Source organism: Nocardia rhizosphaerihabitans, from assembly GCF_014646295.1.
Lineage (GTDB): Bacteria > Actinomycetota > Actinomycetes > Mycobacteriales > Mycobacteriaceae > Nocardia > Nocardia rhizosphaerihabitans.
In genome coordinates this window covers 423,294-446,971 of record NZ_BMNE01000002.1, presented here as the reverse complement: position 1 = coordinate 446,971, position 23,678 = coordinate 423,294, and the positions used below count along the sequence as shown (strand labels likewise).

Annotated in this window: 26 protein-coding genes; 17 read left to right on the top strand and 9 right to left on the bottom strand. The window is 69.2% G+C overall.

All coding sequences use genetic code 11. The features are described 5' to 3' along the window. Nucleotides 1-2: 2 nt before the first annotated feature. Nucleotides 3-695: a pyridoxamine 5'-phosphate oxidase family protein gene (locus IEY60_RS08425; RefSeq protein ID WP_189025819.1), complete on the bottom strand. Its 693-nt coding sequence runs from the start codon at nucleotides 693-695 to the stop codon at nucleotides 3-5. Nucleotides 696-774: 79 nt separating this feature from the next. On the opposite strand from IEY60_RS08425, the gene pdxR reads away from it, so the two are divergent. The 3 genes from pdxR (at nucleotide 775) to IEY60_RS08410 (ending at nucleotide 3,918) form a co-directional block, all read left to right on the top strand. Further along, the gene (gene pdxR, locus IEY60_RS08420) at nucleotides 775-2,166 is read left to right on the top strand and encodes a MocR-like pyridoxine biosynthesis transcription factor PdxR (protein ID WP_189025817.1); all 1,392 of its coding nucleotides are present in this window, start codon (nucleotides 775-777) and stop codon (nucleotides 2,164-2,166) included. A gap of 67 nt (nucleotides 2,167-2,233) precedes the next feature. Next, nucleotides 2,234-2,479 carry a DUF2630 family protein gene (locus IEY60_RS08415; RefSeq protein ID WP_189025815.1) on the top strand — a complete coding sequence of 82 codons (246 nt, stop codon included), beginning with the start codon at nucleotides 2,234-2,236 and terminating at the stop codon, nucleotides 2,477-2,479. Beyond that, complete coding sequence (locus tag IEY60_RS08410) at nucleotides 2,476-3,918, top strand: dihydrolipoyl dehydrogenase family protein (RefSeq protein WP_189025813.1); 1,443 nt, start codon at nucleotides 2,476-2,478, stop codon at nucleotides 3,916-3,918. Before IEY60_RS08415 ends, IEY60_RS08410 begins: the two co-directional genes overlap by 4 nt. A 1-nt stretch (nucleotide 3,919) precedes the next feature. On the opposite strand, the gene IEY60_RS08405 is transcribed toward IEY60_RS08410, so the two are convergent. Both IEY60_RS08405 and cobF read right to left on the bottom strand, forming a co-directional pair. Beyond that, entirely contained in the window at nucleotides 3,920-4,789 is an 870-nt protein-coding gene (locus IEY60_RS08405) for an Fpg/Nei family DNA glycosylase (protein WP_189025811.1), read from the bottom strand. Between the two features lie 39 nt (nucleotides 4,790-4,828). Beyond that, nucleotides 4,829-5,569 carry a precorrin-6A synthase (deacetylating) gene (gene cobF, locus IEY60_RS08400; protein WP_189025809.1) on the bottom strand — a complete coding sequence of 247 codons (741 nt, stop codon included), beginning with the start codon at nucleotides 5,567-5,569 and terminating at the stop codon, nucleotides 4,829-4,831. A 45-nt stretch (nucleotides 5,570-5,614) separates the two neighbouring features. Between cobF and IEY60_RS08395 the strand changes: the two genes are divergently transcribed. The 6 genes from IEY60_RS08395 (at nucleotide 5,615) to IEY60_RS08370 (ending at nucleotide 9,852) form a co-directional block, all read left to right on the top strand. Next, on the top strand, nucleotides 5,615-6,418 hold the full coding sequence (locus IEY60_RS08395; protein ID WP_189025807.1) for a thymidylate synthase: 804 nt from the start codon (nucleotides 5,615-5,617) through the stop codon (nucleotides 6,416-6,418). After that, the gene (locus IEY60_RS08390; RefSeq protein ID WP_189025805.1) at nucleotides 6,415-6,903 is read left to right on the top strand and encodes a dihydrofolate reductase; all 489 of its coding nucleotides are present in this window, start codon (nucleotides 6,415-6,417) and stop codon (nucleotides 6,901-6,903) included. Before IEY60_RS08395 ends, IEY60_RS08390 begins: the two co-directional genes overlap by 4 nt. Before the next feature lie 101 nt (nucleotides 6,904-7,004). Continuing rightward, complete coding sequence (locus IEY60_RS08385) at nucleotides 7,005-7,331, top strand: cupin domain-containing protein (protein WP_189025803.1); 327 nt, start codon at nucleotides 7,005-7,007, stop codon at nucleotides 7,329-7,331. A gap of 85 nt (nucleotides 7,332-7,416) precedes the next feature. Then, complete coding sequence (locus IEY60_RS08380; RefSeq protein WP_189025801.1) at nucleotides 7,417-8,469, top strand: Dyp-type peroxidase; 1,053 nt, start codon at nucleotides 7,417-7,419, stop codon at nucleotides 8,467-8,469. Next, entirely contained in the window at nucleotides 8,470-9,267 is a 798-nt protein-coding gene (locus IEY60_RS08375; RefSeq protein WP_189025799.1) for a family 1 encapsulin nanocompartment shell protein, read from the top strand. A gap of 57 nt (nucleotides 9,268-9,324) precedes the next feature. Further along, a complete protein-coding gene (locus tag IEY60_RS08370; RefSeq protein ID WP_189025796.1) occupies nucleotides 9,325-9,852 on the top strand; it encodes a hypothetical protein in 528 nt (175 codons plus the stop codon). A 14-nt stretch (nucleotides 9,853-9,866) separates the two neighbouring features. Here IEY60_RS08370 and IEY60_RS08365 read toward each other — a convergent pair whose 3' ends face one another. Beyond that, nucleotides 9,867-10,865, bottom strand: a complete 999-nt coding sequence (locus IEY60_RS08365; protein WP_189025794.1) for a GlxA family transcriptional regulator — start codon at nucleotides 10,863-10,865, stop codon at nucleotides 9,867-9,869. A 121-nt stretch (nucleotides 10,866-10,986) separates the two neighbouring features. Between IEY60_RS08365 and IEY60_RS08360 the strand changes: the two genes are divergently transcribed. Then, complete coding sequence (locus IEY60_RS08360) at nucleotides 10,987-11,808, top strand: alpha/beta fold hydrolase (RefSeq protein WP_189025791.1); 822 nt, start codon at nucleotides 10,987-10,989, stop codon at nucleotides 11,806-11,808. Nucleotides 11,809-11,854: 46 nt separating this feature from the next. On the opposite strand, the gene IEY60_RS08355 is transcribed toward IEY60_RS08360, so the two are convergent. Beyond that, on the bottom strand, nucleotides 11,855-12,523 hold the full coding sequence (locus IEY60_RS08355; protein WP_189025789.1) for a TetR/AcrR family transcriptional regulator: 669 nt from the start codon (nucleotides 12,521-12,523) through the stop codon (nucleotides 11,855-11,857). Nucleotides 12,524-12,740: 217 nt separating this feature from the next. Here IEY60_RS08355 and IEY60_RS08350 point away from each other — a divergent pair, with 217 nt between their 5' ends. The 4 genes from IEY60_RS08350 to IEY60_RS08335 all read left to right on the top strand — a co-directional run bounded on the left by IEY60_RS08350 (nucleotide 12,741) and on the right by IEY60_RS08335 (nucleotide 17,962). Continuing rightward, a complete protein-coding gene (locus tag IEY60_RS08350) occupies nucleotides 12,741-14,276 on the top strand; it encodes an amino acid permease (RefSeq protein ID WP_189025787.1) in 1,536 nt (511 codons plus the stop codon). Nucleotides 14,277-14,490: 214 nt separating this feature from the next. Beyond that, complete coding sequence (locus IEY60_RS08345; RefSeq protein ID WP_189025785.1) at nucleotides 14,491-15,243, top strand: DUF1989 domain-containing protein; 753 nt, start codon at nucleotides 14,491-14,493, stop codon at nucleotides 15,241-15,243. Continuing rightward, nucleotides 15,240-15,857 carry an urea amidolyase associated protein UAAP2 gene (locus IEY60_RS08340; protein ID WP_189025783.1) on the top strand — a complete coding sequence of 206 codons (618 nt, stop codon included), beginning with the start codon at nucleotides 15,240-15,242 and terminating at the stop codon, nucleotides 15,855-15,857. The genes IEY60_RS08345 and IEY60_RS08340 overlap by 4 nt, the downstream gene beginning before the upstream one ends. Beyond that, the gene (locus IEY60_RS08335) at nucleotides 15,854-17,962 is read left to right on the top strand and encodes a 5-oxoprolinase/urea amidolyase family protein (protein WP_268241460.1); all 2,109 of its coding nucleotides are present in this window, start codon (nucleotides 15,854-15,856) and stop codon (nucleotides 17,960-17,962) included. Before IEY60_RS08340 ends, IEY60_RS08335 begins: the two co-directional genes overlap by 4 nt. A 9-nt stretch (nucleotides 17,963-17,971) precedes the next feature. Here the strand turns inward: IEY60_RS08335 and IEY60_RS08330 are convergent, their stop codons facing one another. Then, nucleotides 17,972-18,373: a RidA family protein gene (locus tag IEY60_RS08330; RefSeq protein ID WP_189025781.1), complete on the bottom strand. Its 402-nt coding sequence runs from the start codon at nucleotides 18,371-18,373 to the stop codon at nucleotides 17,972-17,974. Between the two features lie 30 nt (nucleotides 18,374-18,403). Between IEY60_RS08330 and IEY60_RS08325 the strand changes: the two genes are divergently transcribed. Further along, nucleotides 18,404-18,979 carry a CGNR zinc finger domain-containing protein gene (locus IEY60_RS08325; protein WP_189025779.1) on the top strand — a complete coding sequence of 192 codons (576 nt, stop codon included), beginning with the start codon at nucleotides 18,404-18,406 and terminating at the stop codon, nucleotides 18,977-18,979. 2 nt (nucleotides 18,980-18,981) lie between these two features. Here the strand turns inward: IEY60_RS08325 and IEY60_RS08320 are convergent, their stop codons facing one another. After that, nucleotides 18,982-19,461, bottom strand: a complete 480-nt coding sequence (locus IEY60_RS08320) for a MarR family winged helix-turn-helix transcriptional regulator (protein ID WP_189025777.1) — start codon at nucleotides 19,459-19,461, stop codon at nucleotides 18,982-18,984. 107 nt (nucleotides 19,462-19,568) lie between these two features. On the opposite strand from IEY60_RS08320, the gene IEY60_RS08315 reads away from it, so the two are divergent. Continuing rightward, a complete protein-coding gene (locus IEY60_RS08315) occupies nucleotides 19,569-20,705 on the top strand; it encodes a GDSL-type esterase/lipase family protein (protein ID WP_189025775.1) in 1,137 nt (378 codons plus the stop codon). A gap of 63 nt (nucleotides 20,706-20,768) precedes the next feature. Here IEY60_RS08315 and IEY60_RS08310 read toward each other — a convergent pair whose 3' ends face one another. Next, entirely contained in the window at nucleotides 20,769-21,773 is a 1,005-nt protein-coding gene (locus IEY60_RS08310; protein WP_229739649.1) for an NAD(P)-dependent alcohol dehydrogenase, read from the bottom strand. A gap of 92 nt (nucleotides 21,774-21,865) precedes the next feature. Between IEY60_RS08310 and IEY60_RS08305 the strand changes: the two genes are divergently transcribed. Further along, nucleotides 21,866-22,507 (top strand): TetR/AcrR family transcriptional regulator, encoded by a 642-nt coding sequence (locus IEY60_RS08305; RefSeq protein WP_189025773.1) that lies wholly within the window; start codon nucleotides 21,866-21,868, stop codon nucleotides 22,505-22,507. A gap of 25 nt (nucleotides 22,508-22,532) precedes the next feature. Here the strand turns inward: IEY60_RS08305 and IEY60_RS08300 are convergent, their stop codons facing one another. Next, complete coding sequence (locus IEY60_RS08300; RefSeq protein ID WP_229739648.1) at nucleotides 22,533-23,567, bottom strand: ATP-grasp domain-containing protein; 1,035 nt, start codon at nucleotides 23,565-23,567, stop codon at nucleotides 22,533-22,535. Between the last annotated feature and the right edge of the window lie 111 nt (nucleotides 23,568-23,678).

The window sequence follows — 23,678 nt, the reverse complement described above, 5'->3', positions numbered from 1 at the left end:
GCTCAGCCGACGGTCACCGGACTCGGCGTGACCCGCGCCGTGACATCGGCGGGCACATCGACGCCGGGCTCCAGATCGGCCGAGGTGATCGGCTCGCCCCAGACCTGGTGCAGCGGCAGCACACCCGCCCACACACCGCCGGTCGCGATGTCGTCGGCATCGTCCTTCGGCCCCCCGGCACGCACCTTGACCGAAGCCTCGGTGAGATCGAGCGCGAGCACCATCGTGGCCGCCATCTCCTTGCGGCTGGGCGGGCGCACCCGATCCCAGGACCCCGGTGCCGCGTGCTCCACGATCACCCGCAGGGCGTTGTCGCGTTCGGCCTCGTCGGTGACCAGTTTCGCCCGGCCCCGGATCACCGCGGACCGGAAGTTCATCGAGAAGTGCATGGCCGAGCGCGCGTACACCAGCCCGTCGACATGCGTCACCGCGACGGAGATGTCGGTGCCGATCGCGGCGCGCATATTGCCCGCGCCGGTGGAACCGTGCAGATACAGCGTGTCGCCCGCACGGCCGTAGACGGTCGGCAGCACGACAGGCGATCCGCCGAGCAGGACGCCGAGGTGGCAGACCAGGCCCGCGTCGAGCACCGCGTCGAGCTCGGCCCGGTCGGTCCTGCCGCGTTCCTTGGAGCGGGTCAGTGTGGTGCGCGGGGTCGGCGACAAGGGGGTCCTGCTGGCGTCGTGCGTGGTCATAAGATGAGCTTCGCCGAAGAAATGGACCATGAGTAGGTCCAATTCAGCAGAAGATCAACAGGCCAATTCGAGGTGGGCGATGCTCGACGACCTTCCGATTCCGCTCGACCGAACCGCGGCCGAACCGCTGTCGGTGCAGGTAGCCGATGCCCTGCGGGCCGCCGCGACCGGCGGAGTGCTGCGCGTCAGTGACCGGCTGCCGTCCTCGCGCGCGCTGGCGCAGCGGCGCGAGGTGAGCCGGGCGGTGGTGTCGACCGCCTACGACCAACTGCACGCCGAGGGCTGGCTCACCGGGCGGCGCGGCTCCGGCACCTACCTGAGCACGGCCCCCGCCGCCGCGCCACCCAGCACCGCCGCGGGCATCTACGCCGACCCCGACGCCGGTCTGCTCGATCTCCGCCCCGGCGCGCCGTGTGCCGACGCCGTCGACCCGGCCGCCTGGCGACGCGCCTGGCGGGCGGCGGGCGACCACCCCGCCGATACCCGCAAGGACCGGGCGGGCGAGCCGGATTTCCGGGCGGCCGTCGCCGAGCACCTGCTGCGGCATCGCGGGCTTGCCGCGGGCGCCGCCTCGGTGGTGCTGGCGACGGCGGGCACCAGCTCCGCGGTCGGCGAGCTCGCCTCGGCACTGCTGCGCCCCGGCGACACCGTCGCGATCGAGGACCCCGGGTATCTGCGGGCCGTCGGCGCGTTCCGAGCGGCAGGTGTGCGTGTACTGCCGGTCCCCGTCGACGGCGACGGATTGCGCGTCGACCTGATTCCGGCGGGCGTGCGCGCGGTGTATTGCACACCGGCACACCAGTTTCCGCTCGGCGCCAGAATGCCCGCGGCCCGCCGGGTCGAGCTGATCGAATTCGCCAGGGCAAAAGGCATCTTCGTCATCGAGGACGACTACGACGGCGAATTGCGTTACGACTCGGCGCCACTGCCGCTGCTGGCTTCGATGGCGCCCGATGTCGTTGTGCACCTCGGCACGACCAGCAAGATCATCGCCACCACCCTCGGCGTCGGCTGGCTGGTCGCCCGCCCCGACATCGCCGACGCGGTACTGGCTCACCGCACCCACACCGGCACCGCCCCGAGCCCGGCAGGCCAACGAGTTCTCAGCGAGTTCGCGCGGCACGGCGATCTGGCCAGGCACCTGCGCCGCCTGCGCCGGGTCGTGCCGCCGCGCCGCGCTCTCGTCGTCGACGCTCTCGCCTGTCGCGGGCTCCCGGTCGTCGGTGACGACGCGGGCTCGCACGTGGTCGTCGAGCTTCCCGATGCCGCTGCCGAACGGCACGCCGTCGACGCGGCCCGCGCCCGCGGTGTGCTGCTGGACGGCCTGGCCCGCCACCATCTGGCCGAAGAACACCGGTTCGGGGTGGCGATCGGCTACACGGCCCTGGGCGCCGCCGAGCTGGCCGAAGCCGTGCCGATCGCCGCCGACTGCCTCGCCGCCGCACAGCCTGATCCACCGGCACGGTCGTAGCATGGACCGAGACCCGCGCGGGTCGCGGTTCAGGCACTACCCCTCCGACCATCGAAGTGGTGAGCACATGAACGATCAGGACATCCTGGCGCGTATCAAACAGCTGGTCGACGACGAGCACGCCCTGCGAGCCAAGGCCACCGCGGGCAAGATCGATCCCGTCGCCGAACGCCAGCAGCTGGCCCAGCTGGAAGTGATGCTCGACCAGGCCTGGGATCTGTTGCGGCAGCGCCGCGCCCGCTCCGGCTCCGCCGAGTCACCCGACGACACCGCGCTGCGTTCCCCGCGCGAGGTCGAGGGCTATCTGCAGTGACCGACGCCGAATACGACGTCATCGTCCTCGGCGCGGGCCCGGCGGGTGAGAACGCCGCCGCCTACGCCATCGCGGGCAGCGATCGCACGGCCGCGCTCGTCGAACGGGAACTGTTCGGCGGCGAATGCAGCTACTGGGCGTGTATCCCCAGCAAGGCGCTGCTGCGTACCGGCAGCGTCCTCGGTCTCGGCCAAGCGATGCCCGGCCTGACCGCGAGCGGTCCGCAGGTCGGCGATGTACTCGCGCGCCGCGACAGTTTCGTGCACCACCACGACGACACCTCCCAGGTCGACTGGGCGAAATCCGCCCGCATCGACCCGGTCCGCGGTGCCGGCAGGCTCGTCGGCGAACGGCTCGTCGAAGTCGGGACCGACGACGGCGTCCAGCTCCTGCGTGCCCGGCACGCGGTCGTGCTGGCCAGCGGCACCACCGCCGCGATACCCGGCATACCCGGCGTCCGCGAGGCACTGCCGTGGATCTCCCGCGACGCCACCAACCTGACCGTTGTCCCCCGCCGGGTCGCGATCATCGGCGGCGGTGTGGTCGCCTGCGAGGCCGCCACCTGGCTGGCCGAACTCGGCGCCGAAGAGGTGACCATGCTGGTCCGCGGCGACCGCCTGCTCCCCCGCGCCGAGGCCTTCGCCGCCGAACTGGTGTTGCGGGGTCTGCGCGATACCGGCGCCGTCACGGTCCGGCTGCACACCGAACCGCACCTCGTCTCCCGGCGCGACCCCGAGGACACCGGCATCGGCCGCATCCACGGCGGCCCGGTCACCCTCGTCCTCGACGACGGGGAAATCGAAGTCGACGAACTGATCGTCGCTACCGGCCGCACCCCTGCCACCGAGGCGCTCGGCCTGGACACGGTCGGCCTGCCCCCGGGCTATGTCGAGGTCGACGACCAGCTGACCGTCCGAGGTGTGCCCGGCGACTGGCTCTATGCCGTCGGCGACGTGAATCACCGCGCGGCACTGACCCATATGGGCAAATACCAGGCCAGGGTCTGCGGTGACGTGATCGCCGCCCGCGCCGAGGGCAAGCCCCTCGACAGCCCGCGCTACACCGCGAGCGCCGACCGTCAGCAGATACCGCAGGTCGTCTACACCGCACCGGAACTGGCCTCCGTCGGCCTCACCGAAAAGGAGGCGCGCGCCGCGGGCCACGCCGTCGACACCGTCGAGATGGACATCGCCGTGGCGGGCTCTGCCCTGTCCCGCGACGACTTCCGGGGCCGCGCGAAACTCGTCGTCGACATCGCCGACGACCGGTTGCTCGGCGCGACCTTCGTCGGCCCGGACATGGGCGAACAGCTGCACGCGGCGACCATCGCGGTGGTCGGCCGGGTTCCGCTGGAGACGCTGTGGCATGCGGTACCCGCATTCCCCGCGGTCAGCGAGTTCTGGCTGCGCCTGCTGGAAGCGTGGCGCGAAAAGCGGTGAGCTACTTGAGCAGACGCGACATCCGCCGGTCGGCGAGCACCTTGCCGCCGGTCTGGCAGGTGGCGCAGTACTGGAAGGACCGCTCCGCGTAGGACACCTCGCGCACGGTGTCACCACAGACCGGGCACGGCTGTCCGGTCCGCGCGTGGACCCGCATGCCCGAACGCTTCTCGCCCTTGAGCCGGGCCGCGTCCTGCCCGACCGACCGGTCGACGGCATCGAGCAGCACCTCGCGCATGGCGGTGTACAACTGCGAAACCGTGTCCGCCGAAAGTGTTTTCGTATTGGCGAACGGCGAGATCTTGGCGGTGTGCAGGATCTCGTCGGAGTAGGCGTTGCCGATACCGGCGAGCAGCGTCTGATCCACCAGCGCCGTCTTGATCCGCTGCGACGTGCCCTTCAGCAGCGCGGCGAACTCGTCCTCGGTCACCGCCAGCGCGTCCGGCCCGAGCCGCGCGATACCGGGCACGGCCTTCGGATCGTCGACGACATAGACCGCAAGCCGCTTCTTCGTCCCCGCCTCGGTCAGATCGATCGAGGGCGTCGCGCCCTCCGGCGTGAAGAAATGCACCCGCAAGGCCAGCGGCGACTTACCGCCCGGCTTGGGCGGCAACGGATTCGGCTCGTCCACCCACCGCAGCCAGCCGCCGCGCGACAGGTGCGTGATCATCCACAGCCCGCCGCAATCCATCCCGAGGAACTTCCCCCACCGCCCCGCCCCGGTGACATCGCGCCCGGACAGCGCCGTGACCGGCGGGTCGAACGTCTTCACCGCGCTCAACGCGGCCACGTCGACACGCCCCACCACCGCGCCGACCGCATGATCCCGCAGGAACTGCGCCAGCGCCTCTACCTCGGGTAGCTCGGGCACTGTGCCATTTTAGCGGCCGGCGCCGCGTGTTCGCGGGCGTCAGCGCCCCCGCAGGAGATAGACGTCCATGATCCAGCCCTTGGCGGCGCGCAGTTCCGCGCGGCGGGTCACGATCCGCTGTTCCACCTCGCGCAGCGGGCCCTCGATCAGGGTCTCGTCGGGCATGCCCAGGTAGGCGCCCCACCAGATGTGCACGTCGTCGCCGGGGATCTCGGTGAACGAGCAGTCGCCGTCGAGCATCACCACCGTCGAGCCCGCCCCGAGACCTTCCTCGCGCAACCGGCGGCCGGTGGTGACGTGGACGGGCTCACCGATCCGGTGCAGCACCATGCGATGCCGGGCGGCCAGCGCGGCGACGCTGGTGACACCGGGGATCACCTCGTAGTCGAACGCGGTGCGGCCGCGGGCCAGCACGTGCTCGACCATCCGCAGAGTGCTGTCGTAGAGCGCGGGATCGCCCCACACCAGGATCGCGCCGACCCCGTCCACCTGGTCGAACGCGGCCTCGAGCAGCTCGGCGCGGCGTTCGTGCCAGTCCTGGACGACGCCGGCGTAGTCGTCGGGGGTGCGGTCGCGCGGCGGGTCGGTGATCTCGATGATCCGGTGCGGTCCGTCGACGTGCGCGGCCAGGATCGCGGTGCGCACGTCGACCAGTTCCTGCTTCTCGGCGCCCTTGCCGATGACGAAGAAGGCGTCGGCGTGTCGCATGGCCTTGACTGCCTGCATCGTCACCTGGTCGGGGTCTCCGGCACCGATGCCGATCACGTAGAGCTTGCGCATACGCGGAGAGCTTGCCAGGTGTCGTGCACCGTAGAATCGCCAGGCGTGGCCACCCCTGACACACAGTACGAGGACCTGCTCCGGCACGTGCTGGAGCACGGCACGCCCAAAGCCGATCGCACCGGCACCGGAACCCGCAGCATCTTCGGTCATCAGCTGCGCTACGACCTGGCCGAGAGCTTCCCGCTGATCACCACCAAGCGGGTCCACCTCAAGTCGATCGTCTACGAACTGCTGTGGTTCCTGCGCGGCGATTCCAATGTGTCCTGGCTGCGCGAACACGGCGTCACCATCTGGGACGAATGGGCCGACGCCAAGGGCGAGCTCGGCCCGGTCTACGGCGTGCAGTGGCGTTCGTGGCCGACCCCCGACGGCACCCACATCGACCAGATCGCCCAGGTCCTGCACACCCTGCGCACCGATCCGGATTCGCGCCGGATGATCGTCTCGGCCTGGAACGTGGCCGACCTGGACAAGATGGCGCTGGCGCCGTGCCACGCCTTCTTCCAGTTCTACGTCGCCGACGGCAAGCTGTCGTGCCAGCTGTATCAGCGCAGCGCCGACCTGTTCCTCGGCGTGCCGTTCAATATCGCCAGCTACGCCCTGCTCACCCTGATGATGGCCCAGCAGACCGAGCTGGAACCCGGCGAGTTCATCTGGACCGGCGGCGACGTGCACATCTACGACAACCACGTCGCGCAGGTGCGCGAACAGCTCTCCCGGGAGCCGTACCCGTTCCCGACCATGCACCTGCGCGCGGCGCCGAGCCTGTTCGACTACACCTACGACGACGTCGAGCTCACCGGCTACCAGCACCACCCGGCCATCAAGGCGCCGGTGGCGGTGTGAGTCGCGGTATCAACCTGATCTGGGCGCAGACCGCCGACGGCGTCATCGGCGTCGACAACACCATCCCGTGGCGCCTGCCCGAGGACATGGCCAATTTCCGGGACACCACCATGGGGCACCCGGTGATCATGGGCAGGCGCACCTGGGATTCGCTGCCCGCCGCGTTCCGTCCGCTGGCCGGGCGCCGCAACATCGTGGTCACCCGCCAGACCGATTGGGCAGCCGAGGGCGCCGAACGCGCGGGCTCACTGCCCGACGCGCTGGCGATCGCGGGCGATGTCGACGTGTGGGTGGCAGGTGGCGGCGAGATCTATCGCGCCGCGCTCCCGCTGGCCACATCGCTGCTGGTCACCGAGGTCGACACGACCGTCGAGGGTGATGCCTTCGCCCCGGCCATCGGACCCGAGTGGCACGCGCCCGAAACCCCGTGGCAGGAGTCGAAAACCGGTCTCCGGTACCGGATTCGCCACTACACCCGGCACTGACAACGCTTGGCTAACGGTCGCCCGAAACGCCCGACCGCGGGCACGGTCTCGGGCATACTCCTGGATACCAGCCCGCGAGAGCCTGCGAAAGGCGCGATGTCATGGACAAGAAATCGCTGACCGCGGTGGCCCGTCAACAGCTGAAGCTGGCGGCCACCTCGACGAGCGGCCGGAGTTCGCAGACCGTCATCGGCGGCCACACTCATGTGTTGCGCCAGACCGTCGTCGCCCTGGCCGAGGGCCAGAGCCTGGCCGAGCACGACAACGCGGGCGATGCCACGATCCAGGTCCTCACCGGCACGCTGATCCTGATCGCGGGCACCGACGAATGGAAAGGCTCGGCCGGTGATCTGATCGTGGTCCCGCGCGCCCGGCACAGCGTCAAAGCCATCGATAACGTGGCCTTTCTGCTGACCGTCGCGAAGTAGGTCACCGGGCGCCGGTCGCCCGGAATGCGCTGACACACCAGGGCACCGATCGAACCTGTCGGCCCGGAGCCGTACTGTGGACGCCATGGGTGAGCCACAGCCGATCCTCGATCCACTCACGCCTGCCGCGATTTTCCTCGTCGCCACCATCGATGAAGGCGGCGAGTCGGCGGTTCGCGACCTGCTGTCCGACATCACCGGATTACGGCGTTCGGTCAGCTTCCGGGTTCCCGGCGACGGACTCTCCTGTGTCACCTCGATCGGCTCGTCCGCCTGGGACCGGCTCTTCGTCGGCCCGAAACCCGCTGAGCTGCACGAGTTTCCCGGCTACAACGGCCCGATCCACAGTGCGCCGGCCACCCCTGGCGACCTGCTCTTCCACATCAGGGGCGAGACCCAGGGCCCGTGCTTCGAGCTGGCCATGGTGATCGGCGAGCGGCTGCGTGGCGCGGCGACGATCGTCGACGAGACCGTCGGCTTCCGCTACTTCGAACAGCGCGACCTGCTCGGATTCGTCGACGGCACCGAGAACCCCGAGGGCAAGGCCGCGGCGTCGGCGGCGCTGATCGGCGACGAGGACCCCGAATTCACCGGCGGCAGCTACGTGATCGTGCAGAAGTACACCCACCCGCTCGACCAGTGGAACGCGCTGTCGATCGAGGAGCAGGAGCGGGTGATCGGGCGAACCAAGCTCGCCGACTACGAACTGCCCGACGACGTGAAACCGGCCGACTCGCACGTGGCGGTCAACACCCTGGTCGACCCCGACGGCACCGAGCGCCAGATCATGCGCGCCAATATGCCGTTCGGCACCATCGGCACCGGCGAGTTCGGCACGTACTACATCGCCTACGCCGCGACCCCGAGCGTCACCGAGCGCATGCTCGAACGGATGTTCCTCGGCACCGACGAGGCCGCCTACGACCGCATCCTCGACTTCTCCTTCGCGGTCACCGGCACCCTGTTCTTCACCCCCACCGTCGATTTCCTCGACGACCTGCCCGACGCACCCGAATCCGTCGCCACCGAAGACGAGTCCGATTCCCTGCCCGAATTCGCCCCGGTGGAACAGGCGAACGCCGCAGCAGCCGACTCCGACGGCTCGCTCGCCATCGGCTCGATGAAAAGGAGTATCTGAATGAACAACCTGCATCGCGAACTCGCGCCGATCAGCAGCGAGGCCTGGGCACAGATCGAAGAAGAGGCCACCCGCACGTTCAAGCGCAATATCGCGGGTCGCCGGGTCGTCGACGTGTCCGGCCCGCACGGGTTCGCCTACTCGGCGCTCAACCGCGGCAGGCTGACCAAGATCTCCTCCCCTGACGACGGCGTGCTGGCGCATCAGCGGGTGGTGCAGCCGCTGATCGAACTCCGCGTGCCGTTCACCCTGTCCCGCCAGGAACTCGACGACGTCGAGCGCGGCGCCGGCGACGCCGACTTGGACAACCTCAAGGCCGCGGCCCAGAAGATCGCCTTCGCCGAGGATCGCGCGATCTTCGAGAGCTACGCCGCCGCGGGCATCACCGGCATCCGCGCCGCCGCGTCCAACGAACCGGTCGAGCTGCCGGGCAATGTCGTCGACATTCCCGACGCGATCTCGCACGCGCTCACCGGGCTGCGCCTGGCCGGTGTGCAGGGCCCGTACTCGGTGGTGCTCAGCGCCGAGCTGTACACGCAGGTCAGCGAGACCTCCGATCACGGTCACCCGATCCGCACCCACATCGAGCGGCTGATCGACGGGGAGATCATCTGGGCGCCCGCGATCAGCGGTGGTTTCGCGCTCACCACCCGCGGCGGCGACTTCGAGCTGGCCCTCGGTCAGGATCTGTCGATCGGCTACCTCAGCCACGACGCCGAGACCGTGCAGCTGTACTTCCAGGAGTCCTTCACCTTCCTCGTGGAGACCTCCGAAGCGGCGGTTTCGCTCGGCTCGTGATCGCGGCGCGGTGACCACCGCTAGGGTGGGCCGCGAGTCGTGGAGAGGGAGGTTCGCATGGCGGTCGTGCGTGCCGGTGTCGTGCCCGCTGGTCGGAGCCTGTTCTATTGCCTGATCGGGCTGCTGGCCACCACGGGCGTCGTCGGGATGTTCCTGGCGATGTTCGGGGTGAACCGGGTCGTCACCGGGATCCTCGTCGGCGCGATCGCCGGGATCGCGGCGGGCGTCGCGCTGTTCGTGCGTGATGTCGTCGAGCTCACCGAGCACGCGATCTACGCCAGGACCCCGTTCCGCTCGGCGACGGTGCCGTGGGACCGCGTCGTCGGTGGCCGCTTCACCCTCGACGAGCGGTCCCGCTGGGCGCTGGCCCTCGACCTGACCGGCGAGACCACCGACGAACTGGTCCTTCTGTCCATCCCGCCGGTGGTCGGCCCGGTCGCAGGCGCCTACGACATGCGCAAACGCGAACAGGTGACCGAGATCCGGGAGATGTTGCGCGCCAAGCGGATTCCGATCACCGTGCTCCCCGAGATCGCGGGCGCGCTGAACCAGCACTGGCAGATCGCCCCGCCGACCTCGCGCTGACGGCGTCCTCCGAGCTAGGCGGTCGCCCCCGACTTGAATCTCCGCCGGTAGTCCGAGGGCGACACGCCGAGCCGTGCGAGGAAGGCCCGCCGCAACGCCTCGGCGCTGGCGAACCCCGCGTCGGCGGCGGCCCGGCTCACCGAGCTGCCCGCCTCCAGCCGGGCGCGGGCGAGATCGAACCGTACGCTCGCCGCGTACTCGGCCGGGCTGAGCCCGACCTCCTCGGTGAAGAGCCGGGTGAGATGGCGCGGACTCACGTTGACGTGCCGCGCGAGTTCCTGCACGCTGTGCCGCTTCGCCGGATCCCGCGCGATGAGATCGGTCACCGCGCGCACCGGTCCCGGCGGCGACGCGGCCGCGCGCAACGGCGTCGAGAACTGGGTCTGCCCACCGGAACGCTGCAGATAGACCAGCAGCCCCTGCGCGACCTGACGCGCGATCGAACTGCCGAGATCCTCCGCCACCAGCGCGAGCGCGAGGTCGATGCCTGCGGCGACACCGGCCGAGGTCGCGATGTCGGCCTCTTGCACGAAGATTCGATCCGCCTGCACGTCGACGCGCGGGTACCGGCGCGCGAGTTCGGCGGCGAACTTCCAGTGCGTGGTCGCGCTGCGCCCGTCCAGCATCCCCAGTTCGGCGAGCACGAAGGCGCCGCTGCAGATCGAGACGACCCGACGGCTGCGCGCGGCGAGGGTGCGCGTGGCCTCGACGAGATCGGGTCGGACGAAGTCGTCGGGCCGGACCTCACTCCCCGGTACGACGAGCGTGTCCAGCGCTGGCGCATCGGCCGCCGCGGCCGTCACAGCAACCCCCTGGCCGACCGAGCTGTGCACCGGCGCGCCGGTGGGTGAGAACAGCAAGACCTCGTAGGCATCGGCGAACTGATTCGCCTCGATGAAAACCTCTGCGGGACCGATGTAATCGAGCGCTTTGACCCCGTCGAACAGGAGAAACCCGATACGCCGTGTCCCACTAGATGCGGTGTGCCGGACGCGATCCGGGGGTGAGGACATGCCGATCAATCTAGTGCTTGTCCGAAATGGCGGGATCCGCGGCCGTTCCGGTAGGCGACAGCCGACGCGCTTGTCGACAACGATGGGCAACCTATCCATCCGCATCTCCGACAGGAGCGCAATGCCCTACTTCACCACCTCCGACGGCGCCGAGATCTACTTCTCCGACTGGGGCACCGGCCGACCTGTCGTCTTCAGCCACGGCTGGCCGCTCAGTTCCGATGCGTGGGCGCTGGAGCGCAAGACCTTCGCCGACGCCGGCTACCGCGTCATCGCGCACGACCGCCGCGGTCACGGCCGCTCGTCGCAGCCGTGGCAGGGCAACGACATGGACACCTACGCGCGTGACCTCGCCGAGCTCGTCGAATCGCTGGACCTGCGCGATGTCATCGTGGTCGGGCACTCGACCGGCGGTGGCGAGGTCGTGCGCTACGCGGCGCAGCACGGCCGGGATCGAGTCGCCAAGGTCGTCACCATCGGCGCGGTGCCGCCGATCATGCTCGCGACCGAAACCAACCCCGAGGGCCTGCCGATCGAGGTGTTCGACGGCATCCGCGCCGGTGTGCTCGCCGACCGCTCGAACTTCTACCAGGAACTCGCCCCCTCGTTCTTCGGCTTCAACCGCGAGGGCGTCGCCGTCTCGAAGGGCGCGCAGGACGATTTCTGGCGCCAGGGCATGCTCGCGGGTATCCAGGCCGCCTACGAGTGCGTCGCCGCGTTCTCGGCGACCGATTTCACCGAGGACCTCAAGGCGCTCGAGGTGCCGATCTTCATCGCGCATGGTGACGACGACCAGATCGTGCCGATCGCGGATGCGGCGCTGAAGTCGATCGAGCTGGTGAAGAACGGGACGCTCAAGGTGTACCCCGGCGCTCCGCACGGCATCTTCGGTGCCTACCAGCAGGAGCTCATCCAGGACATCCTGGCGTTCATCAAGAGCTGAGGACTCCTCGGCGCGGTGCCACGCACCGGCACCGCGCCGGTACCGCTCAGGCGGGATCGATGTCGATCTCGCCGAGTCGCGCGAGGAGGGCGTCGGCGGCCGCGCCGACCTCGCCACGGTGCCCGACTATCCGCATGATCGCGTCCGGGATGACACGCTCGGTCTCGGCGGCCGCGGTCCCCTCGTCGGACCGGATCGCGATCACCGTCTCGACCAGCCGGAACGGCAGAATGCGCACCTCATCGGACTGCCCTGCGGCAGAGCAGGATTCGGCGGTGAGCCGTTCGTAGTGCCCGCGCAGCTCGTCCCGGCGGCGCCGGAACGCGGCGAACCGTTCGGTGCGCAGTTCGGGCAGCAGATACAGCGCGCCGAGATTCCAGCGCGCGCTGCGCAACTGGCGCACGTCGAACAGGGCGAGCGCGTAGAGCTTCGTCGCGGCGGCCTCCGGCTCGCCGATCATCCGCTGCGCCAATTCGACCGGGCCCGCGACTGTTTCGGCCAGCAGCGCGTCGAGGATGTCGTCCTTGGCCCCGAAGTGGTGATACAGCGAGGCCTGCCTGATGCCGACCGCGTCGGCCACCGCCCGGGTGGAGGTGTTGGCATAGCCCTTGGTGGTGAACAGCTCCGCCGCGGCGTCGAGGATCTCCGCGCGCGGCGTGGTTCCCTGCCTGCGCCGCTGTTCCAGCCGGGGACGCCCGGGACCGAGGTTTGCCACGTCCCGATTCTGTCATCGGGCCCCGACCTGGCCCGAAGCGGGCAGCTCACCAGCGAAGATGCCGCGCGGTCGAATTTCTGTCACTTGACAGAAACTTGGGCAACGCAGAAGTTACCGCGGGTCCCACACCTGATACACGCCGGACACCGTTCGAGCGATCGCGAGCGCAAAACTATCGACTGATAGATATTTGGCCGCACCGCCGAAGGACACCGACATGGCCACGACTCTCGATTCCCCCGCCGAACCGCTCGACACCGGCCGCGACAGTGCCGACCTGGCGGCGTTCGGTTATCAGCCGGTCCTGCATCGCAAGCTGGGACGCTACGCGTCGTTCGCGGCAGGCTTCTCGTTCGTCTCCATCCTCACCACGATCTTCCAGTTCTTCGGCTTCGGCTATTCGTTCGGCGGCGCCGCGTTCTTCTGGACCTGGCCGCTGGTCTTCGCCGGCCAGTTCCTGGTGGCGCTGAATTTCGCCGAGCTGGCGGCCCGGTATCCGATCTCGGGTTGCATCTATCAGTGGTCGCGCCGCCTTGCGGGCGGGCTGATCGGCTGGTTCGCCGGCTGGATGATGGTGATCGCGCAGGTCGTCACGGCCGCCGCGGCCGCCATCGCCCTGCAGGTCGTGCTGCCGACGATCTGGAGCGGCTTCCAGATCATCGGCACCGACACCGCACTCACCTCGCGCGACGGCGCCATGAACGCGGTGCTGCTCGGCAGCGTGCTGCTGGTGGTGACCACCACGATCAATGTCATCGGCATCGACCTGATGGCCCGGATCAACTCGATCGGCGTCACCATCGAGATCGTCGGCGTGCTGGCGATCATCGCGCTGTTCTTCACCAGCGCCGAGCGCGGTCCCGGTGTGGTCCTGCAGACCGACCAGGCCGCGCCCGGCCCGTACTGGGCGGCGTTCCTGGTCTCCGGCCTGATGGCCGCGTACGTGATGGTCGGCTTCGATTCCGCCGGTGAGCTGTCCGAGGAGACCAAGAATCCGCGCCGGGTCGCGCCGCGCACCATCCTGCTCGCGCTGTCGGTCTCGGCGCTCGGCGGCGGGCTCATGCTGCTCGGCGCGCTGATGGCGGCACCGAGCCTGTCCGACGGCGAATTGGCTTCCGGCGGACTGGCTTACGTCATCATGTCGAAGCTGAACAGCCCCGCCGGATCGGTTCTGCTGGGCTGCGTCGCGGTAGCGGTGATCGTGTGCACACTGGCGATCCAGACCGCGGGCTCGCGCCTGCTGTTCTCGATGGCGCGTGACGGCAAGCTGCCGTTCGCCAAGGCGCTCGCGACCGTGCACCCGCGCTTCGGCACGCCGGTGTGGCCCGCCGTGGTGATCGGTGCGCTCGGCATCGGCCTGCTGGTGCTCAACCTGGGCAACCCGGCGATCTTCGCGACCCTGGCCAGCGTCTGCATCGTCAGCCTGTACCTGGCGTACCTGCTGGTCACCGTGCCGCTGCTCGTGCGCAGGATCAAGGGCATGCCCGCGCTGGACGACCCGACGCTGTTCAGCCTGGGCCGCTGGGGCATTCCGATCAACGCGCTCGCGGTGGTCTGGGGTCTCGCGATGGTGATCAACCTGGCCTGGCCGCGGCCCGAGGTGTACACGCCCGCGGGCGGTAGCTGGTGGCAGCTGTGGGCAGGCCCGCTGTCGGTGGCCGTCATCCTCACGGCCGGCGCGATCGTCTACCGCTTCGTGGTGGCCACCAAGGACGCGCTCCCTGCGGCCGAAACAGCACCCGCCACAGCCTGATTCATCCGGCACCCGCAATCGGCCCCTAACCGCCCGCTCAACCGGCACGCCCCGACCTCGAGGAGGGGCAGGCCGCGAAGCGGCCGTCGCGGCCGTCCCGCCGGTCAGGCGCCGTTGCGCAGGCGACGAAGGAGCAAGCAACGGTGCCTGACCGGCGGGACACAAGGGGCCGCGACTCGAGCGCGCCAGCGCTCCAAGAACACAGGAGATGACGATGACGAGTACCCATTCCACCGACGGCGCCCGTGCCCATGCACGAGCCCAGGCTGCGGCAGCCACCTTGGTCCGCCCGGAGACACCGGTCGGCGTCGATCCTGCGGCAGTTGTCGTCGCACAGCGAATTCCGTCGGGTAGCTACGCGAATATCATGCTCGGCCGTGGGACTCGGGTCCGGTTCGCCGACCCGACCGGCACCACCTGTGCGCACTTGTTCCTGCTGCGCGCCGAATCACCCTGGGAGCGGTTGAATGTCGCGGACACGGTGAAGGTGCCGTGGCAGGCCTACCTGAGCGCGGGGCATCCGCTGCTGTCCGATCAGGGCCGGGTCCTGGCCACCGTGGTCGCCGACTCCGCCGGGCACCACGACACCCTGTGCGGGCCCACTGCCGAGGGCCGCCACCAGCTGCACCTGGCCGGGGCCAAGCAGGGGCTCGAGCCGCGTGACATCGGCCCGTCGATCGCGCTGTTCCGCGGTGCGCGGGTCGCCGCGGACGGTGCGATCGAGCCGACCGGCAACGGCCCCGCGGGCGCCACCGTCGACCTGATCATCCATCTGCCGGTGACCCTCCTGGTCGCCAACGCTGCCCACCCCCTCGACGACCGCCCGACCGGTGACCTCGACGTCCTCGCCTGGTCCTCGCCGGCGGACCTCGACGCCACACCCAACGACGACCCCGAATACCGGCGGGCCGTGGACAACACCGAAGCCGCCTGGGCGGCCGCGCAGAACACGGAGGTTCTGGCATGACAACCACCACCCGCACCGTCGTCCTCGACGAGACCGTCCCCGCCGAGGCGCCGTGGTCGGCGATCGTGCGCGCGGGCGATCAGCTCGAGATCATCGACCTGCACGGCAACCAAGCCGTCGACTGCCTGCTCTACTCCGCCGCGGACCGCACCGACCGCTACAGCGCCCAGGCCACCATCGCCGCCCAGCGCAACATCTTCCTCACCACCGGCAGCGTCCTGCGCACCGAACGCGGCACCCCGCTGATGACGGTCGTCGCCGACGAGGTCGGCAACCACGACACCATCGCGGGCGCCTGCTCCCAGGAGTCCAACACCCTGCGCTATGGCCACCACACCCGTCACCAGCACGCCTGTGTGGAGAACTTCCTGACCGCCGCCCTCGAATGGGGTTTGGGCAAGCGGGATCTGGTGTCCAACATCAACTGGTTCATGAATGTGCCGGTCGAGGCCGACGGCACGCTCGGCATCGTCGACGGGCTGTCGGCGCCGGGCAAGAAGGTCACGTTGCGGGCCGAGATCGACACTCTGGTGCTGGTCTCCAACTGCCCGCAGATCAACAACCCCTGCAACGGTTTCGATCCGACGCCTGTCCGCATGGTGGTGACCCGATGAGCCTCACCGACACCCGGGTCGACGTGTTCATCGCCGAAACACCTGCCACCCAGCAAGCGGCGGCCGTAGCCGTGAGCTCCGGCGCCCCGGTACCCACGCTCGCGCGGCGCATCGATGTCCTGCGCCCGGGGATGCAGACCACCGTGCAGGACTGGCCGGGGCGAATCGGCTACTGGCACATCGGTGTTCCCCCGTCCGGCCCGATGGACGACCTGTCGTTCCGGCTCGGCAATCGGGTGCTCGGCAACCCGGAGGGTGCCGCGGGACTCGAATGCACGCTCGGCGGACCCGCGCTGCGCTTCAGCGAGACGACATGGGTGTGTGTCACCGGCGCGGTCGCTGACGTACGCGTCGACGGTCATCCGGTCGAGCAGTGGCGCACGATCGAGGTCCCGGCCGGTGGTGTCCTCGATATCGGCGCCATCCGCGGACCCGGCATGCGCACCTACATCCTCGTCTCGGGCGGCATCGACGTCGAACAATTCCTCGGCAGCGCAGCGACATTCACCTTGGGCAAGTTCGGCGGTGGCACCGGCGCGGCATTGCGCGCCGACGAGTCGCTGACACTCGGCGAACCAGCGCGTCGTCGCGCCCCCGCCGTCCCGATGGCCGACATCCCCGCCTTCGGCCACCGCTGGGAACTCGCCGTCACCGAGGGCCCGCACGGCGCGCCGGAGTTCTTCACCCGCACCGACTTCGACACCATCCTCGGCACCGACTACGAGGTGCACTTCAATTCCGACCGCACCGGCGTCCGACTGATCGGCCCGAAGCCGGAGTGGGCGCGCACCGACGGCGGCGAGGCGGGCCTGCACCCGTCGAACATCCACGACAACGCCTATTCGATCGGCGCGCTCGACTTCACCGGCGACACCCCGATTCTGCTCGGCCCCGACGGCCCGAGCCTGGGCGGTTTCGTCTGCCCGGTGACGGTCGTCGCGGCCGACCGCTGGAAACTCGGCCAGCTCACACCGGGCGACAAGGTCCGCTTCGTTCCCATTCGCGCCGACCATGCCGCTCCCGCACACGAACTCGGCGCACACCGCCGCGCCTCGTTCGGCACCGTCCTCTCGGCCGGGCGCGACGGTGACGACGGCATCCTGCGCCGCACCGCGGTCGACGACGAGACCGGCGTGACCTACCGCAGACAGGGCGACGACGGCGTCCTCGTCGAATACGGCACGCTCACATTGGATCTCGGTCTTCGCGCCCGGGTCCACGCCCTGCACCAGCATCTGATCGAAGCCGGTCCGCGCGGAGTCGTCGAGCTCACGCCGGGCATCCGCTCCCTGCAGATCCGCGTCGACCCCGCCGTCCTCCCGATCGACCAGCTCCTCGACCTGCTCGCCGAAGCCGAAGCGCAACTGCCGAATTCGGATCAGCTCGTCGTCCCGAGCCGCACCGTCCACCTGCCGCTCTCCTGGGACGACCCGTCCACCCGCGAGGCGATCACCCGCTACATGCACGGCGTCCGCGCCGACGCCCCTTGGTGCCCGTGGAATATCGAGTTCATCCGGCGCATGAACGGCCTGGCCTCGGTCGAGGACGTCTACCGCACCGTCTTCGACGCCGAATACCTGGTCCTCGGCCTCGGTGACGTCTACCTCGGCGCCCCGGTCGCCACCCCCACCGATCCGCGCCACCGCCTGGTCACCACCAAATACAACCCCGCCCGCACCTGGACTCCCGAGAACGCCGTCGGCATCGGCGGCGCCTACCTCTGCATCTACGGCATGGAAGGCCCCGGCGGCTACCAGTTCGTCGGCCGCACCACCCAGGTGTGGAATCACCGCGCCAGGCCGAGCGGCGCCGCGGGGCCTGGCGTCGACCGTTTCGCCACCGACGCGGAAACCCCGTGGCTCCTGCGCTATTTCGACCGCATCCGCTGGCACCCGGTCGAAGCGGGCGAGCTGCTCGACCTCCGCGCCGATTTCGCCGCGGGCAAGGTGGATGTCACCGTCGAGGACGGCGAATTCCGGCTCGCCGACTATCGCCGATTCCTCGCCGACAATGCCCCTGCCATCGCGGACTTCCGTGCCGTCCAGGCCGAGGCGTTCGCCGCCGAGCGCCAATCCTGGCGCACCGCAGGGGAACTCGCGGACTGATCCACCACGTCATGGCGCGACAACGGCCACCGCCTCGATCTCGATGAGCGCGCCATCGACGGCGAGACCGGAGACGAAGGCGAAGGTGATCGCGGGCGGGTTGAGCAGGTGGCCCCAGGCCGCGCCGAAGGCCGCGAAGCCCTCCTGCAGGCTTTCGCCCTCCTTGATGAGCAGGTTCCACTTCACCACGTCGCCGGGTTCGGCGCCCGCGGCGGCGAGGCAGGCACGCAGGTTGTCGAGGGTCTGTTTCACCTGAGAGGCGAGGTCAGGGCCGACGACGCGGCCGGTGGCGTCGACACCGTTCTGACCGCCGATGTAGACCAGGTCGGCGCCGGCCGGAACCCGAACCACCTGGGAGAAGGCCGGGTTGCTGTGCAGAGATTCGGGATTGATGTACGTCGCGATTGCCATGCACCAACGGTAACCAGTTAAACTGGTGTCATGCAAGGGCGAAAATCTCTGCCGCCGGCGGTCCGGCGGCGGTTCCAGACCGGCCGCATCTCCCTCGACCTGGTGCACACCGGCGGCGAGGGCGAGCTCGCGGTGTGGGAGATCGTGCACACCGCCGAGGACCTGAGCCACTGGCTGAGCGTCATCCTCGAGATCCCCGGCATCACCGCCGAGGACGCCGACCTCACCGCCTTCCGCGCCCTGCGCGCGGCGCTCTCCCGCGCCGCTTTCGGCACCCCGGCCGGAATCCCCGTGGACCCCCATGACATCGACACGATCAACGCCGCCGCGACCGAGCCACCCCTGACCCCCCGCCTGCATCCCGACGGCACCCGCAGCTACCCGGATCCGGCCGCCCGCGCCGCCCTCTCGACCCTGGCCCGCGATGCCATCGACCTGTTCTCCGGCCCGCTGGCCACCCGCATCCGCGTCTGCGCGTCCGACAACTGCGGCCTGCTCTTCGTCGACGCGTCCCGCCCCGGCCGCCGCCGCTGGTGCTCGATGGACCGCTGCGGCAATCTCACCAAGGTCCGCAAGTACCGCGGGACCCACGACTCCGGCGAATAGCGTCAGCCCTGGTCGGCGATGACGGTAGCCGCCGGGTTCGTCGCGTCCCGGATGACGCGCAGGCCCACGACCAGGCCCTCCAGCTGGTCGGGGGTCAGGAGGCCGGTGAGCCATCGCTCCAGCGCCGCCAGGTAGTCGGGCAGCACCTCTTCGAGGCGGCGGACACCGGCGTCGGTCAGCGCGGCATAGGCGCTGCGCCGATCGCCGGGATCCAGCTTGCGCTCGACCAGACCCGCCGCGGCCAGGCGATCGACCAGCCTGGTGACCCCACTGGTGGACAGCGCGGTCTGCGCGGCCAGATCCGACATGCGCAGGCGCTGATCCGGCGAACGACTCAGCCGCATCAGGGCATTGAGATCGAGCCCGGACATGCCGTGTGCCTTCCACGTCGGCTCGAGCCTGGCGACCAGGCCACTGGACGACTCGAAGAGCAGGCCGGAGATGGTCAGCCGGGGGTCGTCGAACATCGCATTCACGGACATGACCTCCACCCTAGCCGATACTTGCCCTGCGGATAGTTGACACGAGGAATATCCCGGAGTAGGACTATGCGTACGCAATATTCCTCACAGCAACTACTGGAGAGATCATGCAGCACAACACGTGGGTCGCCGGCTTCCGATCCGGTGTCATCAGCCCGTACGAGCAGATCAAGCTCAACGAATCCCGCGCGTTCGACAACGAGACCGTGCGCCACGTGGTGCGGATGGCAGGCGGTGGCGACGCGGTGCGCGTGCGGCTGACCAACCGCTACGGCCGCACCCCCTTGACGATCGGCGCCGCCCGCATCGCCACGCGCAAGTCCGGCTCGGCGATCACCGCCGACACCGATCGGCAGCTCCGCTTCGGCGGCGCCGACACCGTCACCATCGCACCCGGCGCCGACCTGGTGAGCGACCCGATCGAATTGCCCGTCGCCGCAGGCGAAGATCTCCTGCTCAGCCTGTACCTGCCCGAGTCCACCGGTCTGGCGACGTTCTCGCAGCAGCCCGCCGAGATCGCCTACGTCGTTTCCGGCGACCACACCTCCGACGTGGAACTACCGGATGCCGACGAGCTTCCGTTCCGCTTCTTCCTCACCGGCGTCGACGTACTCGCCCCCGCCGACACCCGGATCGCCGTGGCGATCGGCGACTCGTGGTTCGAGGGCTTCGGCACCACCCTGAGCGCCAACCGTCGCTCGGTCGACGTCATCAACGCCCGGCTCACCCACGGCTGGGTGGTCAACAACGGTATCTCCGGAAACCGTCTCACGGCGGGCGAGATCGGCGAATCCGGCCGCAGCCGTTTCGATTCCGAGGCGCTGGCGGTTCCCGGCGTCACCGACATCCTGGTGAACTTCGGCATCAACGACCTCATCCTCGGCGCCATGGGCGGTCAGCCATCGGCCACCGCCGACGAACTGATCGCAGGCTTCACCGATCTCGCCACCCGCGCCCACGCGGCCGGGCTGCGCATCCACGCCGCCACCATCGGCCCCTACGCGGGCTGCATCTACCCCGGGATGCCACTCGCCGAAACCCAGCCGACGCGGCGCGCGGTCAACGAATGGCTGCGCGGCACCGATGTGTTCGACTCCGTCTTCGATGTCGATCGCGCGGTCGCCGACCCGGCGCGGCCGGACTACATCCGCCCCGAGTTCGACAGCGGCGACGGCATGCACCTCAACGACGCCGGCGCCGCGGCGATGGCGAGCACGGTCGACCTCGCCGCCTTGTTCCGCTGATCGAGATCACCAGGCGCTGGTGGCGATCGCCTCTCGCGCGATGCCGCTACCAGCGCCTGGCGATCAGCTGTCCACTGCGATGAGCACGGTTTTACCCGAGGCGTGGCCTTCAGCGAAGGCGGCAATGGCGGAGGGCGTTTCCGCCATCGGAATTCGGCGTTCGATCACCGGCTGGAGGGAACCGTCGATCGCCAAGGCCGCCAGGTAGTCCAGGTCGGCGGCGGCGGGGCGCATCAGCAGCGGTTTCAGGGTCTGACGGGTGAACAGGTCGGCCAGGACGACCGAACTCAGCCAGCGGATCGGGCCGAGCCAGTTGTCGCCCGGTGCGGCGGCGGAGGAGATGTAGACACCATCCGGAGTGAGCACTCGGCGGTATTCGCGCAGCGTACGGTTGCCCGCCAGGTCGAAGATCGCGTCGTACGGGACGTCTGTCCGGGTGAAATCGTCGACGGTGTAGTCGACGACGACATCCGCGCCGATGCGTCGCACCATCTCGAGATGGCGGGTGCTGCACACCGCGGTCACGTGCGCGCCGAGCGCCTTCGCGATCTGCACCGCGAAGCTGCCGACTCCACCGGACGCACCGTTGATCAGCACCCGCTGTCCCGGCCCGACCTTGCCGATATCGCGCAGTCCCTGCAAGGCGGTCATCCCCGAATCCGGTATGGCGGCAGCCTCTTCCATCCCGAGCGCGGCGGGAACGGTGGCGAACGAACCGGCATCGGCGCGCACGTATTCGGCGAACGCACCACCGGGCACCTCGCCGAATACGCGGTCACCGATCTGGAATTCGGTGACGAGTCCGCCGACGGACACGACCTCACCCGCGAGATTCTGCCCGATCGTCCGCCGCTTGGGCCTGCGCAACCCGAACCCGAGCCGCAGCAGATACGGCGTCCCGTTGAGCAGGTGCAGATCTCCGCTGCACAGCGATGCCGCGTGCACCCGGACCACCACATCCCGCTCCCCCGGCACCGGCCGCGGCACGATCTCGGCGCGCAACACCTCACCCCCGCCGTACCGAGGAGCTACCCACGCGGTCATCGAAGCCGTATCCACATCGGTCATGACGTTCCTCATCTCGCACTTACAGCGTAAGTATGTTGCGACAGACGGTACACTTACGCCGTAAGTAGGTCAAGGAATCAGTCAGGAGCCGCATGCCACGCACCCCGCTGACCAGGGAACGAGTCCTGCGCACGGCGATCGACCTCGCCGATCAGGAGGGCCTGGACGCGCTATCGATGCGCAAGCTCGCCAAGGCGGTCGGCGTGGAGGCGATGTCGCTGTACAACCATGTCGCCAACAAGGACGACCTCCTCGACGGCATCATCGACCTGGTCGTCGCCGAGATCTACGTCCCCCGAGCGGACGGCGACTGGCGGGCCGAGCTACGCCGCCGCGCCACCTCGGCCCACGAGGTCCTGCTCCGCCACCGCTGGGCCACCGGCCTGCTCGGCTCGCGCGTCAACGTCGGCCCCGCCATGCTCCGCTACATCGACGCCACCCTCGCCTGCCTGATCACCGCGGGCTTCACCTACGAACAAGCCGACCGAGCCTGGAACGCCCTCGACAGCCACATCTACGGCTTCACCCTGCAAGCGATCAACTTCCCCCTCGACCCCAACGAATACCGCTCGGCGGCAACGCAATTCCTCCACCTGATCCCGCCGGAAACGCACCCCCACATGCACGCCCTCGCCACCCTGGTCATCGACGGAACCCACTCCGGACTAGCGGATTTCGCCTTCGGCCTCGACCTACTCCTCGACGGCCTGAACCACCTACTCCAGCCCAGCTAGGCGAGCCTGCGGCCGGGCAACTCGATCAGCCCGGTACCAGGTCCGCGCTCCGGCGTACCCAATCGGGAGCCTGATCGCCGCGATGGGGGGTGACCTCCATGACCGCTTCCGTCACGGCGAGGCAGGCGCCGAGGCGTGGCGGACGCCGCAGCCCCGAATCCCGTTCCAGCAGTAGGCGGACCGCGGCCCAGGGCAGATTCACGTCGGCGAAGGCGGTGTGGAACAGGCCCGCCGACGGGCGTGGGTTGACCTCGAGCAGCACCGGTTGTCCACCGCGATAACGCAGTTGCACATTGGTCAGGTAGGCCAGTTCGAAGTGCCGGACCAGCTGTCGGGCGATATCGACGACCGCGGGGTCGTCCAGCAGTGTGCGGAAGCGGCCCTGTTTGGCGCGCGGAATACCCACCAGCAGTTCACCTCCCGGTGCCGACAGGCAGTCGATGCTGATCTCCGGACCTTCGAGAAACGGCATGACGAGCAGTGGGGGTACGAACTCCCCCTCCTCGGCCGCCCGCCGCAAGGCCCCCGCTACCGCCTCGACCGAGGCCACCGGCCGGGGAGCGACCCGCAGGCTCGCCAGGGTCAGCGGGCGGTCGTCGAGGATGCGGAAGCCGAACGCCGAGTACTCGCCACTCGGTTTGATGCACAACGTCTCGCCGTCTCGCGACAATTCGTCGACGGCGGCGTAGAACTCGTCGGCGTCGCTCGCCTCCCGCCACGGTGGCACGGGAATGCCCGCCGCACCGGCGATCTCGTAGGTGCGGACTTTGCTGGTCAGCGCCCGCACGGCGGACAACGGCGAACACATGAGACTGGTGCCGACCGCGGCGAAGTCCGCGACCCGGCCGGCGAGCGCGTCGAGGCGCCGAGGCGGAATGAGGACATCGATGCGGTGCGTCCGACAGAAGTCGAGCGCGAACTGCGCGTACTCCTCGTTGTCGACGTACCGAGGTTCGATCGCCGATACATCGCACACCGAGAGAGCGGCCGCACCCGGGTCCACGTTGCTGGCGTAGATGGTGACGTCCACGCCGTCCGGGTTCTCCCGCAGCAACCGCATGACCTGAACGGTCGCCGCACCTGCACTACTCAGCCAAATCCGAAGCGTTATGTCGACCGCTCCCTTCCTGTTTTCCTGTAGGGAACCGGACCTTATCCCGGTTTTGCGTTC